Source organism: Streptomyces sp. NBC_00252 (genome assembly GCF_036187565.1).
Taxonomy (GTDB): domain Bacteria; phylum Actinomycetota; class Actinomycetes; order Streptomycetales; family Streptomycetaceae; genus Streptomyces.
Genome location: NZ_CP108087.1, coordinates 7665695 through 7681565, shown reverse-complemented (window position 1 = coordinate 7681565; position 15871 = coordinate 7665695). Strand labels below are relative to the sequence as shown.

General features: G+C 72.0%; 15 protein-coding genes. 9 read left to right on the top strand and 6 right to left on the bottom strand.

Annotation, left to right across the window (positions count from 1 at the left end; genetic code table 11):
• Positions 1-5 precede the first annotated feature (5 nt).
• Both OHT77_RS34120 and cobI read left to right on the top strand, forming a co-directional pair.
• Positions 6-1586, top strand: a complete 1581-nt coding sequence (locus OHT77_RS34120; protein ID WP_328834427.1) for a cobyrinate a,c-diamide synthase — start codon at positions 6-8, stop codon at positions 1584-1586.
• On the top strand, positions 1571-2317 hold the full coding sequence (gene cobI, locus OHT77_RS34115) for a precorrin-2 C(20)-methyltransferase (protein ID WP_328832265.1): 747 nt from the start codon (positions 1571-1573) through the stop codon (positions 2315-2317). Before OHT77_RS34120 ends, cobI begins: the two co-directional genes overlap by 16 nt.
• An 11-nt stretch (positions 2318-2328) precedes the next feature.
• On the opposite strand, the gene OHT77_RS34110 is transcribed toward cobI, so the two are convergent.
• The gene (locus OHT77_RS34110) at positions 2329-3060 is read right to left on the bottom strand and encodes a ZIP family metal transporter (RefSeq protein ID WP_328832264.1); all 732 of its coding nucleotides are present in this window, start codon (positions 3058-3060) and stop codon (positions 2329-2331) included.
• 122 nt (positions 3061-3182) lie between these two features.
• Here OHT77_RS34110 and cobM point away from each other — a divergent pair, with 122 nt between their 5' ends.
• The 6 genes from cobM to cobC are packed head-to-tail and all read left to right on the top strand — an operon-like array spanning position 3183 to position 9539.
• The gene (cobM, locus tag OHT77_RS34105; RefSeq protein ID WP_328832263.1) at positions 3183-4007 is read left to right on the top strand and encodes a precorrin-4 C(11)-methyltransferase; all 825 of its coding nucleotides are present in this window, start codon (positions 3183-3185) and stop codon (positions 4005-4007) included.
• Positions 4004-5242, top strand: coding sequence for a precorrin-6y C5,15-methyltransferase (decarboxylating) subunit CbiE (gene cbiE, locus OHT77_RS34100; RefSeq protein WP_328832262.1), 1239 nt, complete (start codon positions 4004-4006; stop codon positions 5240-5242). The genes cobM and cbiE overlap by 4 nt, the downstream gene beginning before the upstream one ends.
• Positions 5239-6948: a precorrin-3B C(17)-methyltransferase gene (gene cobJ, locus OHT77_RS34095; RefSeq protein ID WP_328832261.1), complete on the top strand. Its 1710-nt coding sequence runs from the start codon at positions 5239-5241 to the stop codon at positions 6946-6948. Before cbiE ends, cobJ begins: the two co-directional genes overlap by 4 nt.
• Before the next feature lie 5 nt (positions 6949-6953).
• Positions 6954-7544, top strand: a complete 591-nt coding sequence (locus OHT77_RS34090) for a precorrin-8X methylmutase (RefSeq protein WP_328834426.1) — start codon at positions 6954-6956, stop codon at positions 7542-7544.
• On the top strand, positions 7541-8464 hold the full coding sequence (locus OHT77_RS34085; protein ID WP_328832260.1) for a sirohydrochlorin chelatase: 924 nt from the start codon (positions 7541-7543) through the stop codon (positions 8462-8464). The genes OHT77_RS34090 and OHT77_RS34085 overlap by 4 nt, the downstream gene beginning before the upstream one ends.
• Positions 8454-9539: an Rv2231c family pyridoxal phosphate-dependent protein CobC gene (gene cobC, locus OHT77_RS34080; protein WP_328832259.1), complete on the top strand. Its 1086-nt coding sequence runs from the start codon at positions 8454-8456 to the stop codon at positions 9537-9539. Before OHT77_RS34085 ends, cobC begins: the two co-directional genes overlap by 11 nt.
• Before the next feature lie 259 nt (positions 9540-9798).
• Here cobC and OHT77_RS34075 read toward each other — a convergent pair whose 3' ends face one another.
• The 5 genes from OHT77_RS34075 to OHT77_RS34055 form a co-directional block, all read right to left on the bottom strand.
• Positions 9799-10704: an SCO1860 family LAETG-anchored protein gene (locus tag OHT77_RS34075; RefSeq protein ID WP_328832258.1), complete on the bottom strand. Its 906-nt coding sequence runs from the start codon at positions 10702-10704 to the stop codon at positions 9799-9801.
• A 131-nt stretch (positions 10705-10835) separates the two neighbouring features.
• Positions 10836-11927 (bottom strand): amidohydrolase family protein, encoded by a 1092-nt coding sequence (locus OHT77_RS34070; RefSeq protein ID WP_328832257.1) that lies wholly within the window; start codon positions 11925-11927, stop codon positions 10836-10838.
• Between the two features lie 90 nt (positions 11928-12017).
• Positions 12018-12797, bottom strand: coding sequence for an amino acid ABC transporter ATP-binding protein (locus OHT77_RS34065; protein WP_328832256.1), 780 nt, complete (start codon positions 12795-12797; stop codon positions 12018-12020).
• Positions 12794-13633 carry an amino acid ABC transporter permease gene (locus tag OHT77_RS34060; protein ID WP_328832255.1) on the bottom strand — a complete coding sequence of 280 codons (840 nt, stop codon included), beginning with the start codon at positions 13631-13633 and terminating at the stop codon, positions 12794-12796. Before OHT77_RS34060 ends, OHT77_RS34065 begins: the two co-directional genes overlap by 4 nt.
• Positions 13630-14481, bottom strand: a complete 852-nt coding sequence (locus tag OHT77_RS34055; protein WP_328832254.1) for a transporter substrate-binding domain-containing protein — start codon at positions 14479-14481, stop codon at positions 13630-13632. The genes OHT77_RS34060 and OHT77_RS34055 overlap by 4 nt, the downstream gene beginning before the upstream one ends.
• A gap of 173 nt (positions 14482-14654) precedes the next feature.
• Between OHT77_RS34055 and OHT77_RS34050 the strand changes: the two genes are divergently transcribed.
• Positions 14655-15758, top strand: coding sequence for a pyridoxal-phosphate-dependent aminotransferase family protein (locus tag OHT77_RS34050; RefSeq protein ID WP_328832253.1), 1104 nt, complete (start codon positions 14655-14657; stop codon positions 15756-15758).
• Positions 15759-15871: the final 113 nt, after the last annotated feature.

The window sequence follows — 15871 nt, the reverse complement described above, 5'->3', positions numbered from 1 at the left end:
CGTCCATGTCCCCCTCGGGCTCCTCGGGCTTCTCGTCCTCCTCGTCCGTGCCTCGGCTGGTCATCGCCGCGCCGTCCTCCGGCAGCGGCAAGACCACCGTCGCCACGGGGTTGATGGCCGCGTTCGCCTCGCGGGGGCTCGCCGTGTCTCCGCACAAGGTCGGGCCCGACTACATCGATCCCGGGTATCACGCGCTCGCCACCGGACGGGTGGGGCGGAACCTCGACGCGTATCTGTGCGGGCCGGAGTTGGTGGCTCCCCTGTTCGCGCACGGGGCTCGTGGGTGTGATCTCGCGGTGGTCGAGGGTGTGATGGGGATGTACGACGGGGCCGCGGGGGAAGGGGAGTTGGCGTCCACCGCGCATGTCGCGAAGTTGCTGCGGGCGCCCGTCGTTCTCGTCGTCGACGCGTCCTCGCAGTCCCGGTCCGTTGCCGCGCTGGTGCACGGGTTCGCTTCCTGGGATCCGGAGGTTCGGGTCGGAGGGGTGATCCTCAACAAGGTGGCGTCCGATCGGCATGAGGCGTTGTTGCGGGAGGCGTTGGACGCCGCCGGGGTTCCTGTTCTGGGTCTGTTGCGGCGGGCTCCTCAGGTGGATACGCCTTCTCGGCATCTCGGGTTGGTGCCGGTTGCCGAGCGGCGGGCCGCGGCGGTGGAGGCTGTTGCGGCGATGGGGGCGCAGGTGGCCGCCGGGTGTGATCTTGAGGGGTTGATGGCGCTGGCGCGTAGTGCCGGTGCGTTGTCCTGTGTCGGGTGGGACGCGGGTGAGGCGCTGGCTTCTTCGCCCCCGCCGCCCCTGCCCTCCCCCACTCTCGGCTTCGCTCGAGCGGGGGGACCCCCATCGTCCCTGGGGGCTGCGCCCCCAGACCCCCGCTTCGGCCCTGAAGGGGCCTCGTCCTCAGACGCCGGACGGGCTGGAAGTGCCGGCCTGCGCCCACAAGTGACCGGACGGGCTGACTTTGCGCGCCCGGAATCACCCACATCAAAGATCAGGATTGCCGTCGCCGGTGGTCCCGCCTTCACCTTCTCCTACGCCGAGCACACCGAGCTTCTCGCCGCAGCCGGTGCCGAAGTCGTCGTGTTCGATCCGTTGCGGGATGAGGAACTGCCGGACGGGACACGGGGGTTGGTGATAGGGGGCGGGTTCCCCGAGGTGTACGCCTCTGAGTTGTCCGCCAACGAGCCCTTGCGTAAAGCCGTTTCCGCTCTCGCGCAGAGCGGCGCTCCCGTCGCCGCCGAGTGTGCCGGACTGCTGTACCTGTGCCGGGAGTTGGACGGGATGCCGATGTGCGGGGTGCTGGAGGCGTCCGGGGGGATGAGCGGGCGGCTGACGTTGGGGTATCGGGACGCCGTCGCCTTGAGCGACAGTGTGCTGGCCGTGGCGGGGACGCGGATGCGGGGGCACGAGTTCCATCGGACGCTCGTCGAGCCCGGCTCGGGGGCGGCGCCCGCCTGGGGAGTTCGCGCCCCTGAGCGGCGGGTCGAAGGTTTCGTACAACAGGGTGTGCACGCGAGTTATCTGCACACGCACTGGGCGGCCGAGCCCGGTGTGGCCCGTCGGTTCGTGGAGAGGTGCCGGACGTCATGAGCAGCCGCAGGTTGATCGGAGTCGGGGTGGGTCCCGGCGATCCGGAGCTGGTGACCGTCAAGGGCGTCAACGCTCTGCGGGAAGCCGACGTGATCGTCGTGCCCGTCATGGACACCCTGGAGCGGGGACGCGCCGAGGCCACCGTTCTGCATTACGTGCCCGAGGAGAAGGTGCTGCGGGTGGTGTTCGCGCTCAATGAGCGGACCGACCGTGCTCGGCGTGAGGCCGCCTGGGATGCCGCGGGGGCCAAGGTCGCCGAGTTGCTCGGGACGAACGGTGTCGTGGCGTTCGCCACCATCGGGGACCCCAACGTCTACTCCACCTTCACCTATCTCGCCCTGACCATAGGGGAGTTGGTGCCGGGGGTCGTCGTCGAGACCGTGCCCGGGATCACCGCCATGCAGGATCTCGCGGCGCGCTCCGGGGCCGTACTCACCGAAGGGACCGAGCCGTTGACGCTCGTGCCGGTGACCGCCGGGTCGGGTGTGCTGAAGGACGCGCTGGCGGGGCCGGGGACGGTCGTGGCGTACAAGTTCGGGCGGCAGGCCGCGGAGGTCGCCGAGGCGCTGCGGGAGACCGGGCGGCTCGAGGACGCGGTGTGGGGTTCGGCGCTCGGGCTGCCCGAGGAGTCGATCCGGCCCGCCGCCGAACTGGACGGGCAGCCGCTGCCCTATCTGTCGACGCTCATCGCGCCCGCGCGGCGCGAGGGCGGGCGGGGCGGGAAGTTGTGAGCGGTCGTGGATCAGGCCGCCGCGAGGCCTACCACCAGCCAGATGAACGCCGCTCCCGCGACCGTGCACAGCAGGGTCGCGGGCGCGGGATGCTCGTGGTGGGCCTCGGGGAGGATCTCGGCGGCGGCGAGATAGAGGAGCACACCGCCGAAGAAGCCGAGATAGCCGCCGAGCAGGGCCTCCGGGATGGTGAGGAAGGCCGTCGACGCGGCACCCGCCACCGGGGCCGCCGCGTCCGCGACCAGCATCGCGATCGCCTTGCGGCGGGCGTTGCCGTACAGACTCGTGATCGTGTACGTGTTGAAGCCGTCCGCGAAGTCATGGGCGATGACCGCGAGCGCGACCGCGGTGCCCATGCCGCCGCCCACCTGGAACGCGGCGCCGATCGCGACCCCGTCCATGAAGCTGTGGCCGACCATCGCGGCAGCCGCCGTGAGGCCCACCTCGGGCGCGCGGCCGTTGCTCTCCTCGGCGCCGTGCGAGGCCTGACGCGCGGCGAGCAGGCGTTCGACCAGATGGGCGACGAGGAAGCCGGCCACGAAGAGCAGCAGCGCGGCCGGTACGCCGAACACCTCGCGGCCCGCCGCGTGCAGCGCCTCCGGCAGCAGGTCGAGGCCGACCACGCCCAGCATCAGGCCGCCGGCCAGGCCCAGGACGAGATGGCGGCGGTCGGTCACGCGCTGTGCCGTCCAGCCGCCGGCCAGCGTCATCAGGAACGCGCCGAGCGCGACGAAGACCGCCATAGTCCCCTTGCTATCCGATCAACCCCTGTTCGCGCACATCCTGGCCCACTTCGGCCCCACTCGCATTGACGTTCCCCACCCTCCCCACGTTCCCTTTGTTCCGCTTGAGAGGACCCAGCCCCATGGCCGATGCCGATACCCCCACCGGCAAGGTGACCTTCGTCGGTGCCGGCCCCGGCGCCGTCGACCTGCTGACCTTCCGTGCCGCGCGCGCCATCGCCGAGGCCGACGTCGTGATCTGGGCGGCCAGCCTGGTGCAGGCCGAGGTCCTCGACCACGCGCGCGAGGGCGCCGAGATCCTGGACTCCGCCACGATGTCCCTGGAGGACGTCGTCGCCGTCTACGAGCGGGCCCGCGCCGAAGGGCTGCGCGTCGCCCGTATCCACTCCGGTGACCCGGCCCTCTGGGGCGGTACGCAGGAGCAGGTCGACCGGTGTGCCGCGATCGGCATCGCGACGGAGATCGTCCCCGGTGTCTCCGCGTTCTCCGCCGTGGCCGCCCTCGCGCAGCGCGAGCTGACGATCCCCGAGGTCGCGCAGTCGGTGGTCCTCACCCGGCTCGGCGGCGGCAAGACGCCGATGCCGCCCGGCGAGGAGGTACGGGAGTTCGCGCGGCACGGCACGACCATGGCGATCTTCCTGTCGGCGGCCCGCAGCGGGCAGTTGGTACGGGAGCTGCTGGAGGGCGGCTACCCGACGGACACGCCGGTCGTCGTCGCGTACCAGGCGACCTGGCCGGAGGAGCTGATCGTGAAGTGCACGATCGCCACGCTGGAGGAGACGGTCAAGGAGCACAAGCTCTGGAAACACACGCTCTTCCTGGTCGGCCCGGCCCTCGACGCCCACGGCACCCGCTCGCACCTGTACCACCCGGGCCACTTCCACGGCTATCGCAAGGCCGACCCGGAGGCCCGCAAGGCCCTGCGCTCCCGGGGTGCGAGCACGTGATCACGGTCATGGGGACGGGGACGGGAGCGGCGGTCGCGGACGACGTGCTCGCCGCCGCCCGGCTCGTCGTCGGCGGGCGGCGCCATCTCGCCGCCGTCGCCGTCCCCGAGGACGCCGAGCAGGTCGTCCTCGGCCCGCTCGCGCCCGCGCTCGACACCATCGAGGCCTACGTCGGCAAGGGCGAGCCCGTCGTCGTGCTGGCCTCGGGGGACCCCGGGTTCTTCGGGATCGTCCGGGCCCTGGCGGAACGGTTCTCCAGCGACGCCCTCGATGTACGCCCCGGTGTCTCCTCCGTCGCCACCGCCTTCGCCCGGCTGGGGCTGACCTGGGACGACGCGGTCGTCGTCAGCGCGCACGGCCGCGATCCGCGGACGGCCGTCAACGCGTGCCGTGCGCACCCCAAGGTCGCCGTGCTGACCGGACCGGGCGCCGGACCCGCCGAGCTGGGCGCCGCGCTCACCCACCGGGCCGCCGGACGTGTCCTCGTCGTCGCGTCCGCGCTGGGCTCCGGTGAGGAGCGGGTCGAGCGGGTCACGCCCGCCGAGGCCGCCGCCCGGGACTGGGGTACGGCGGTGAGTGTCGTCCTGTGTCTGGACGAGGAGCGGGTGCTCGGTGCCGTGCGGACGGTCGCCGGGGCCGCCGTCGGGCCGGCCCAATGGGCGCTGGACGAGCGGGAGTTCGAGCACCGGGACTCGATGATCACCAAGTTCGAGGTACGGGCGCTGGCGCTGGCCCGGCTCGGGCCGCGGCTCGGCGAGCTGGTCTGGGACGTCGGCTCGGGCTCCGGGTCCGTGGCCGTCGAGTGCGCGCGGCTCGGCGCCGCCGTCACCGCCGTCGAGAAGACCCGGGACGGTGTCGAGCGGATCCGTGCCAACGCCGAGGCGCACGGCGTCGATGTGCATACCGTGCACGGGGCGGCGCCGACCGTGCTGTCCGATCTCGATGATCCCGACGCCGTGTTCGTCGGCGGGGGCGGGCGCGAACTGCCCGCCATCGTCACCGCGTGCGCGCGGCGGGCCAGGCGGACGGTGGTCGTCGCGATGGCCGCGCTCGACCGGGTGCCGGCCGTACGGGAGGCCCTCTCGGCGGCCGGACTCACGGTCGACGGGGTGCTGTTGCAGTCGTCCCGGCTCGCGCCGCTGCCGGGTGACGTGACCCGGCTCGCGGCGACCAATCCCGTTTTTCTGCTGTGGGGAAACCGAACCCCCGTCTCTCCAGAAGGAGTTGCTCTGTGATCGGCCTCATCTCCGCCACCGCGGCGGGCGCGGGCGCGCGGGACCGGCTGGCCGCCGCGTGGCCGGACCGCACGCGTGTCTACGAGGGTCCCGTGGCGGACGCCGTCCGGGCCGCGTTCGCGGAGTGCGAGCAGCTCGTGTGCTTCCTCGCCACCGGAGCCGTCGTCCGGCTGATCGCCCCGCTGCTGGGCGACAAGCGGACCGACCCGGGGGTCGTGTGCGTCGACGAGGGCGGCCGGTTCGCCGTGTCGCTGGTCGGCGGACACGGCGGCGGGGCCAATGAACTCGCCGTGGAGGTGGGCGAGTTGCTCGCCGCGCGGCCCGTGGTGACGACGGCGACGGACGCGGTCGGTGTGCCCGGCCTGGACACGCTCGGGTTCCCTGTGGAGGGCGATGTCGCCGGCGTCTCGCGCGCGCTGCTCGACGGCGAACCGGTCGCCCTGGAAGCCGAGTTGGCGTGGCCGCTGTCGCCGCTGACGGTGTCCGACCATGGCTCCTACGTCATCCGGGTCACCGACCGCGCCGTGGAGCCCGCCGAGCGGGAGGTCGTGCTGCGGCCGCCGTCCCTGGTCGTCGGGGTCGGGGCGTCCAAGGGGGCGCCGGTGGACGAGGTGCTCGGGCTCGTCGAGAGCGCGGTGCGTGACGCGGGGTTGTCCCTCGCGGCCCTCGCCCAACTGGCCACCGTGGACGCCAAGTCGGAGGAGCCCGGCATCGTCGAGGCGGCCCGCCGTCTGGGTGTCCCGCTGGTGACGTACTCGGCCGACGAGCTGGCCGCCGTAGAGGTACCCAACCCCTCGGACGCGCCCCTGGCCGCCGTGGGCACGCCGTCCGTGGCGGAGGCCGCGGCGCTGGTGGGCGGGGGTGAACTCCTCGTCCCGAAGCGGAAGTCGGAGCGTGCGGACGGGCAACCGGCCATGGCCACCTGTGCTGTCGTACGACGGGTCGCGCGCGGGCGGCTCGCGGTGGTCGGGCTCGGGCCCGGCGCCCGGGATCTGGTCACCCCGCGTGCGAAGGCCGAACTCCGGCGCGCCGCCGTGCTGGTGGGGCTCGACCAGTACGTCGACCAGATCCGGGATCTGCTGCGGCCCGGGACCGTGGTCCTGGAGTCGGGGCTCGGCGCCGAGGAGGAGCGGGCCCGTACCGCCGTCGCGGAGGCGCGCAAGGGGCAGGCGGTCGCGCTGATCGGCAGCGGGGACGCCGGGGTGTACGCGATGGCCTCGCCCGCGCTCGCGGAGGCGTCCGACGACATCGACGTGGTCGGAGTCCCGGGCGTGACCGCCGCGTTGGCCGCCGCCGCGATCCTCGGGGCGCCGCTCGGCCACGACCACGTCTCCATCAGCCTCTCCGATCTGCACACGCCGTGGGAGGTCATCGAGCGGCGGGTGCGGGCGGCGGCCGAGGCGGACATCGTGGTGACGTTCTACAACCCCCGCAGCCGGGGCCGGGACTGGCAGCTCCCGAAGGCCCTCGCGATCCTCGCCGAGCACCGGGAGCCGGGGACGCCGGTCGGTGTCGTACGGAACGCGTCGCGGCCCGACGAGTCCAGCCGGCTCACCACCCTGGCCGCGCTCGATCCCGCCACGGTCGACATGATGACGGTCGTGACCGTGGGCAACACGGCCACCCGGGACATCGCGGGGCGCATGGTGACGCCGCGCGGGTACCGCTGGCAGGCGGCGCAGGCGTCGCGGGAGGTGGCGAAGTGAGTTCCGTGGACCGGGTGATCCATCCGATCGAGCTGGAGTCCTACCGGCGGCTGCGCGCCCGCCTCGACACCTCGCACTTCCCGCCGCTGACCCGCGCGGTCGTGGAACGGGTCGTGCACTCCGCGGCCGACCTCGACTACGCGTCCGATCTCGTCCTGGACGAGGGCGAGTTGGCGGTCGCGCACCGCGCGCTGCACGCCGGGGCGCCGGTCGTCGTGGACGTGGAGATGGTCGCCGCCGGCATCACCCGTCGCGACACCGTGTGCCGGCTCCGGGACGCCGAGTCCGGCCCGGGACTGACCCGTTCGGCACACGCGATCCGGCTCGCCTACGACGAGGTCGGGCCCGGCGCCCTGTGGGTGATCGGCAACGCGCCGACCGCCCTGGAGGAGCTGCTGCGGCTGGACGCCTCGCCCGTGCTCGTCATCGGACTGCCCGTCGGATTCGTCGGCGCGGTCGAGTCCAAGGCCGCGCTGCGCGAGAGCGGGCTGCCCGCCGTGAGCAACGTGTCCGAGAAGGGCGGTTCGGCGGTCGCCTCGGCGGCCCTCAACGCCCTGCTGTACCACCCTGTTTCACATCCGGAGGAGAAATCGTGACCACCCCGCCGCCCGCCCTGCTCATCGCCGGACACGGCACCCGCGACGAGGCCGGAGCCGAGGCGTTCCGGGACTTCGTACGGGAGTTGGGCCGCCGCCACCCCGAACTGCCCGTCGCGGGCGGGTTCATCGAGCTGTCGCCGCCGCCGCTGGGCGACGCGGTGACCGAGCTGGTGGAGCGCGGGGTGCGCCGGTTCGCCGCCGTACCGCTGATGCTGGTGTCCGCCGGGCACGCCAAGGGGGACATCCCGGCGGCGCTGGCCCGGGAGAAGGAGCGGCACGAGGGCATCTCGTACACCTACGGCCGTCCGCTGGGCCCGCACCCGGCGCTGCTGAAGGTGCTGGAGCGGCGGCTCGACGAGGCGCTCGGCGAGTCGGCGCGCACCCCGGCCGACCGGGCCGACGTGACCGTGCTGCTCGTGGGGCGCGGCTCGACGGACCCGGACGCCAACGCCGAGGTGCACAAGGCGGCGCGGCTGCTGTGGGAGGGACGCGGATACGCGGGCGTGGAACCGTCGTTCGTGTCGCTGGCGGCGCCCGACGTGCCGAGCGGTCTTGACCGGTGTGTGAAGCTGGGCGCGAAGCGGATCGTGGTCCTGCCGTACTTCCTGTTCACCGGCATCCTGCCGGAGCGGGTGCGGCAGCAGACGGAGGGCTGGGCGGCGGCGCACCCCGACATCGAGGTGCGGTCGGCCGACGTCATCGGCCCCGAGCCGGAGTTGCTGGACCTGGTGATGGAGCGGTACCGGGAGGCGGTCAAGGGTGATCTGCGGATGAACTGCGACTCGTGCGTGTACCGGATCGCGCTGCCCGGCTTCGAGGACAAGGTGGGGCAGCCGCAGCAGCCGCACTTCCATCCCGACGACGAGGGCCACGACCACGGGCATCACCATCACGGTGGGCACGCCCATGCACACTGACAGAGCCCACGGTCCGACGGACCGGGCCCACGATCTGCGTCATCACGGTGACGCCGAAGTCCGGGACGACGGCGCCCTGTTGATCGACCTCGCGGTGAACGTCCGCGCGGACACGCCTCCCGTCTGGCTGCGTGAGCGGATAGCCGACTCGCTCACCGGCCTCGCCGCCTACCCGGACGGGCGGACGGCGCGGGCGGCGGTCGCGGCGCGGCACGGGCTGCCGGTGGAGCACGTCCTGCTGACGGCGGGTGCCGCCGAGGCGTTCGTGCTGCTCGCCCGGGCGCTGAAGGTCCGTCAGCCGGTCGTCGTGCACCCGCAGTTCACCGAGCCGGAGGCGGCGCTGCGGGATGCGGGGCACGCGGTGGAGCGGGTGCTGCTGCGGGAGGCGGACGGGTTCCGGCTGACCCCGGGGGCGGTGCCGGAGGACGCGGACCTGGTGCTGATCGGCAACCCGACGAACCCCACGTCCGTCCTGCACCCCGCCGCCGCCGTCGCCCGACTCGCCCGTCCTGGGCGGACGTTGGTGGTCGACGAGGCGTTCATGGACGCGGTGCCGGGTGAGCGGGAGACCCTTGCCGGCCGGACCGACATCCCTGGCCTGGTCGTCCTCCGCAGCCTCACCAAGACCTGGGGTCTCGCCGGGCTGCGGATCGGGTACGTCCTCGCCGCCCCCGAGACGATCGCGGAACTGGAGCGGGTCCAGCCGTTGTGGCCGGTGTCCACGCCGGCGCTGGCCGCGGCGGAGGCCTGCATGGACTCGCAGGCGCTCGCCGAGGCCGCCCACGCCGCCCACCGGGTCACCGCCGACCGGGCCCATCTCGTCGCCGGGCTCGCGGAGTTCGCCCCCGACGGCCTCCGCGTCATGGAACCCGCCGAGGCGCCGTTCGTCCTTGTCCGGGTCCCCGACGCGATGGCGGTACGGCGTCACCTCCGCGACCTGGGCTTCGCCGTGCGCCGTGGGGACACGTTCCCGGGGTTGGACGACCAGTGGCTACGGCTGGCCGTCCGCGACCGGGCGACAGTGAACCGTTTCCTCCAGGCACTGGACCAGGCGCTGACGCTGGCGGGCGGGTGACGGGGGTTCCCCTCCCGACTTTCCCACCCACCCACCCGACTCGGTGGGCCGAGAGGTCACCGCACAAACCCTTTCCCACCACCCACCCGACTCGGCCGGCTGAGAGGTCACCGTAGAAGCCTTTCCCACCCACCCACCCACCCGAAGCGGTGGGCTGAGAGGTCGCCGTAGAAGCCCTGCCCACCTGGACATCCTCTGCAGTTGAAGGTCAACCTTCAAAGCGCCCGAAACGGGTGGGTGGGTGGGAAAGCGTGGTGGGTCAGGTGCGGCGGCGGCGCGTCATCATCACCGCCGCTCCTCCCGCCGCCAACAGCACCACCGCCCCGCCCGCGATGTAAGGCGTCGCGGAACTGCCCCCCGTCTCGGCCAACCCCGCCTCCGCAGGCGCCCCTTGGGGCTTCACGTCCGGCGCGGGCTTGGCGGACGGCGGCGTCACGGAGGCGACCTTCGGCGCCTCACAGGTCGCCTGGGCCAACGTCACCGTGCCCTCGACATCCGCCACGTTCAGCTTCAACGGGTTGACGGAGACCTTGAGTTCGAGCGCGGTCGCAGCGGCCGTACGGGTCGTGGTCGACGTCTTGGACAGATCGAGGCTGACGGACCCGACCCCCGGCACCTGAACCTCCGTAGGACCACTCGCGGTCACCGTGATCCGCTTGCCGAGCACGGTCACCGCCCCCGGCAGATGCGACGTGGCGACCGGCGCCTTCCCCGCCTCGCACGTCGCCTTCGAGGTGACCGCGTCGATCTCGATGAGGGAGAGCAGCGGCAGCCCGGGGACATGGAGCCGCGCATGGGCGAGGTTCGTGTACCCCTCGGCCTTCGTCGCGGACACGGTCGCCTTCGCCGTGGCGACGTCCGCGCCGAGCACACTGAAGGGCTGCCCACCGTTCACCCCGTCCAACTGGGCGGTGAGCGCGGTCTTTTCGGCACTCTGCGGGGCGTGGACCTCGTTGAGGGAGACCGCGAGCGGGACATCCACGGTCTTGTTGAGCAGGGAGACGTCGAGCCCGGTACGGAGCACGACGGCGCTCGCGCGACCCTGGTCGGTGGTCGCGTGGGCGGAACCCGCGCCGGCCAGCGCCACGGGACCGGTGGCGAGGGCGGTAGCCGTGGCCACGGTGGCCCAACGGCGTGCGGGCATGCGGAAGTTGGTGCCGTTCAAGGTGTGGGACCCCCAGAAGAGACATGCTTGGGACCCGGTAAGAATTACTCACGAGGGGTGAACCGTCAGCGATCCGGCGTCACTTCACCCCATCGTGGGTTTTCCGTGAACTTATTCGAATCGCCTGGCGACTATTCGACCACCAGCCCGTTCAGCACCACCCGCCGCGGCGACGCGAGCACGCGCACATCGGCGCGCGGGTCCGCCTCGTACACGACGAAGTCCGCCGGCGCACCCTCCTCCAGCCCGGGCCGCCCGAGCCACTCCCGCGCGCCCCACGCGGTCGCCGACAGCGCCTCCACGGCGGGGATGCCGGCGGTGACGAGTTCGGCGACCTCGGCCGCGACCAGGCCGTGGGCGAGAGAGCCTCCGGCGTCGGTGCCGACGTAGACCGGGACGCCGGCGTCGTAGGCGGAGCGCACGGTGTCGTAGCGCCGCTCGTAGAGTCGCCGCATGCGAGCGGACCAGCGGGGGAACTTGGCGTTGCCGTCGTCGGCGAGCTTCGGGAAGGTCGCGATGTTGACGAGGGTCGGGACGATGGCGACGCCCCGCGAGGCGAACAGCGGGATCAGCTCCTCGGTGAGGCCGGTCGCGTGCTCGATGCAGTCGATGCCGGCCTCGACCAGGTCGCGCAGCGCGTCCTCGGCGAAGCAGTGCGCGGTGACGCGGGCGCCGAGCCGGTGGGCCTCGGCGATGGCCGCCTCCACCGCGTCGCGCGGCCAGCAGGCCGACAGGTCGCCCAGGTCGCGGTCGATCCAGTCGCCGACCAACTTGACCCAGCCGTCGCCGCGCCGGGCCTCCTGGGCGACGTAGGCGACGAGGTCGTCGGGTTCGATCTCGTGGGCGAAGTTGCGGATGTAGCGGCGGGTGCGGGCGATGTGCCGGCCTGCGCGGATGATCTTCGGGAGGTCTTCGCGGTCGTCGATCCAGCGGGTGTCCGAGGGGGAGCCTGCGTCGCGGAGCAGAAGGGTGCCGGCGTCGCGGTCGGTGAGGGCCTGTTGCTCGGCGGTCCCGGCGTCGACGGGGCCGTGGGTTCCCAGGCCTACGTGGCAGTGGGCGTCGACGAGGCCGGGGAGGGCCCAGCCGTCCACCGTTCGGATGTCGTCGGCGGCGGCGGGGCGGTCGTAGGAGATGCGGCCGTCGATGACCCAGAGTTCGTCGCGGATGTCCTCCGGTCCCACAAGGACCCGGCCCTTTACGTGCAGCACGGCTTGATCGCTCATGGGACGCACGATAGTTCGTCGGGTGCGGGCGCGATGTGGCTGGTCGCGACCACGCGGCGGAGCCGTACGTCGCCACGGCCCCGCGCCCCTTCAGGGCGCGTTGTCCTCGTCCTGGACCTCCGCCATCGCCGGGTCCAGCAGACGCGACAAGAAGTGGCGGGTGCGGTCGTGCCGTGGGGTGGTGATGACCTGGTTCGGGGTGCCCTCCTCGATGATCACGCCCGCGTCCATGAACACGACCCGGTCGGCCACCTCGCGCGCGAACGTCATCTCGTGGGTGACGACCATCATCGTCATGCCCTCGTTCGCGAGCATCCGCATGACCGCGAGGACGTCCCCCACCAGCTCCGGGTCGAGTGCCGACGTCGGTTCGTCGAAGAGCATGACCTCGGGGTCCATCGCCAACGCCCGTGCGATGGCGACGCGTTGCTGCTGGCCGCCGGAGAGGGAGGCGGGGTGGGCGTCGGCCTTTTCCGCGAGGCCGACGCGGCGGAGGTTGTCGGCGGCGATCTTCGCGGCCTGGGTCTTGTCGCGGCGCAGGACGCGGCGTTGCGGGAGGGTGAGGTTCTCGGTGACGGTCAGGTGCGGGAAGAGGTTGAACTGCTGGAAGACCATGCCGATACGGCGGCGTACGGCGTCGATGTCGACATCGGGGTCGGTGATCTCGGTGCCGCCGACGAACACCCGTCCCGCGCTGGGTTCTTCGAGCAGGTTCACGCACCGCAGGAGGGTCGACTTGCCGGAGCCCGAGGGGCCGATGACGCACACGACCTCGCCCTGTGCGATCTCCAGGTCGATGCCGCGCAGCACCTCGTTGGTGCCGAACGACTTGTGCAGGCCCTGTACGTGGATCTCCGGGGTGCCGGTCACCGGACCGCCTCCCCCGTCCTGGTCTCCATCCGCCGGACCACGAAGCTCAGCGGGATCGTCACGAGGAGGTAGCACAGGCCGGCCACCAGGATCGGCGTGGAGTTGGCCGTCGTACTCGCCAAGTCCCGTCCGTATTTGGAGAGTTCGCGTTCCTCCAGGGTGACGCCGAGGAACAGGACCAGGGAGGAGTCCTTGAAGAGGAGGACGAGTTCGTTGGTCAGCGGCGGGAGGATGATCCGGAACGCCTGCGGGACGACGATCGACACCATGGCCCGCGCCGGCGAGAAGCCGAGCGAACGGGCCGCCTCCAACTGCCCTCTGGGCACCGCCTGGATGCCCGCGCGGATCGTCTCCGCCATGTACGCGGCCGACACCAGGCCGAGCGCGAGGGCGACCTTGCCGTACGTGCCGCCGACGATCTCCGTGCCCGGGAAGGCGAGCGGTACGGCGACGCCGACGAAGATGAAGATCAGCAGGGCGGGCAGGCCGCGGAAGATCTCGATGTAGATCCCGGCGAGCCAGCGGTAGGGACCCACCGACGACAGCCGCATCAGGGCGACGACCATGCCGAGGACGAGACCGAAGACGAAGCCGGACAGGGTGTACAGCACCGTGTTCTTCAACGCCAGCGTGATGACGTCCGGGAACATCTGCTGGGCGATGCTCCACTGCGCGAACTGGTTCTTCAGGCGGCCCCAGTCGGCGGTGACCGCGAAGACGATCACGACGGCGGCGAAGACGGCGTACTGCACTCCCTGGGACAGCCTGCGCCGCTGCCGTCTGCTCAACCCCTGTCTCCTGGGCTGGAGTCGGGGGTCCGCCGTGTCGCCGGTCATGACGCCGACGGAGAGGCGGCCGAGGCGTCGTAGGGGCCGATCCACTTCTCGTAGAGCTTCTTGTACGTGCCGTCGGCCTTCGCGTCCTTGATGGCCTTGTTGATGGCGGCGAGGAGTTTCGTGTTGCCCTTCTTGACCGTGAAGCCGTACTGCTCACCGGTGTTGAGGTTGTCGACGACCTTGAACGCGTCGGCGTTGGCCTTGGTCTTCAGCCAGCCCTGGACGACCGGGTAGTCGATGATGACGGCCTGGACCTGACCGGTGCGCAGGCCGTTGAGGACGGCGTCGGAGGACTCGAAGGAGACGGGGTCGAAGCCCTGCTTCTTGGCGTAGTCCTCGCCGGTGGTCTGCGCCTGCGCGCCGAGCTTCCTGCCCTTGGCCTTGACGTCGGCGAGCGAGGTCAGGCCGCTCTTCTTGTCGACGAGGACGGCCTGGGTGGCGTCGAAGTAGGGGTCGGAGAAGTCGACGTTCTTCTTGCGCTCGGCGGTGATGGTCATGCCGGCGGCGGCGAGGTCGCACTCGCCGGCGTTGAGGAAGGCGCCGGTCTTGAAGTTCTCGAAGGGGGTGTCGAGGATCGTCTGCTTCACGCCGAGGTCCTTGGCGACCAGGTCGATGAGGGAGACGTCGAAGCCCTGCACCTTGCCGTCGATCTCGGACTGGAACGGCGGGTACGGGAGGTGCGTGCAGGTGGTGAGCCGGCCGGCCTTGACGAGTTCGACGCCACCGGCGGCGGTCTTCGAGCCGCTGCCGCCGCTGTCGCTCGACGTGCAGCCGGCCACGAGGACGAGTGCGGCGCTCGCGGTGGTGGCGGCCAGGGTGCGGATCCGGCGGCCGAGGAGCGTGTTCACGGAGGCCTCCTGTGACGGAACTATGGGTTCCGATTATTCGGAGGGGTCCGGCGGCCCGCTCACCCGGACGGCGACCAGGGGGCCGTCCGGGCTAAGAAGTCGCCGGTTACGCTCATCTCCGTCGATCAGGACCGTCCCGCCCGGCCCCTCCCCGCGAGCGAAAGAGCACCGCCATGACCCACCCCTTCCTCGACCTGGCCCCGCTGAGCGCCGCGCACTTCGCCGCGATCGAGGACCGGGTGGCCCGGTTGCTCGACACCGAGCAGGATGTCGTGATCATGCAGGGTGAGGCGTTGCTGCCGCTGGAGGGGGCGATCCGTTCGACGGCGGGGCCGGGCACGCTCGCGCTGAACGTCATCACCGGCCCCTACGGGCAGACCTTCGGGAACTGGCTGCGGGACTGCGGCGCCGAGGTGATCGACCTCTCCGTGCCGTTCCACACGGCGGTGACCGCCGACCAGGTCCGGGAGGCCTTCGCGGCACACCCCGGGATCGACTTCGTGTCCCTGGTCCACGCGGAGGCGGCGACCGGCAACACCAACCCGGTCGCGGAGATCGGCGAGATCGCACGGGCGCACGGCGCGATCTTCTACGTCGACGCGGTCGCGTCCATCGGCGCGGAGCCGGTGCTGCCGGACGCGTGGGGGGTCGACCTGTGCGTGATCGGGGCGCAGAAGGCGATGGGCGGTCCGGCGGGCGTCTCGGCGGTGTCGGTGAGCTCACGGGCCTGGGCCCGTATGACGGCGAACCCCGGCGCCCCGCGCCGCTCCTACCTCTCCCTCCTCGACTGGAAGGACCGCTGGACCGACGCGGGCCGCACCGCGCTGCCGCACGCACCGGCCCAGCTGGAGATGCTCGCGCTGGAGGCCTGCGTGGAGCGCATCGAGTCCGAGGGCCTGTCCACGGTGATCGAGCGCCACGCGACCGCGGCGGCGGCGACCCGCGCGGGCGCCCTCGCCCTGGGCGGCGGCCTCGCACCGTACGTCCACAAGGCCTCCGAGGCGGCCCCGGTCGCCACGACCCTCAGGACCCCGCCGGGTGTGGTGGCTTCCGACCTGGTGGCGAGCGCCCTCTCCTCGAACCCGGGGTTGCCCCTGGCCGCGGGCGGCGGCGCTCTGGCCAAGGAAATGATCCGGGTCAACCACTACGGCGTGGACGCGACGGCGGAGGCGGTCCGGAACTCCTTGGCAGCGCTCGGCGCGGCACTGGCCGGGCAGGGGGCGTCGGTGGACCTGGAGGCCGCCCGGTCCGCCGTCGACAGCGCCTGGCGCCGATAGCGGACCGAGTAATGCCGGCCTAATTCAGACGCAATTCCCGGGAATTTTATCGCCGCTTTTACGGGTAGCTTCCCACATTCTTCTGCCCGATTTACGCGAGGCCAAACGCAAAT

Excerpts from the sequence above, each read along its gene's own strand:
- OHT77_RS34120 (WP_328834427.1), top strand. The coding sequence starts at position 6 with ATGTCCCCCTCGGGCTCCTCGGGCTTCTCGTCCTCCTCGTCCGTGCCT.
- OHT77_RS34110 (WP_328832264.1), bottom strand. The coding sequence starts at position 3,060 with ATGGCGGTCTTCGTCGCGCTCGGCGCGTTCCTGATGACGCTGGCCGGC.
- cobM (WP_328832263.1), top strand. The coding sequence starts at position 3,183 with ATGGCCGATGCCGATACCCCCACCGGCAAGGTGACCTTCGTCGGTGCC.
- cobC (WP_328832259.1), top strand. The coding sequence starts at position 8,454 with ATGCACACTGACAGAGCCCACGGTCCGACGGACCGGGCCCACGATCTG.
- OHT77_RS34070 (WP_328832257.1), bottom strand. The coding sequence starts at position 11,927 with ATGAGCGATCAAGCCGTGCTGCACGTAAAGGGCCGGGTCCTTGTGGGA.
- OHT77_RS34060 (WP_328832255.1), bottom strand. The coding sequence starts at position 13,633 with ATGACCGGCGACACGGCGGACCCCCGACTCCAGCCCAGGAGACAGGGG.
- OHT77_RS34050 (WP_328832253.1), top strand. The coding sequence starts at position 14,655 with ATGACCCACCCCTTCCTCGACCTGGCCCCGCTGAGCGCCGCGCACTTC.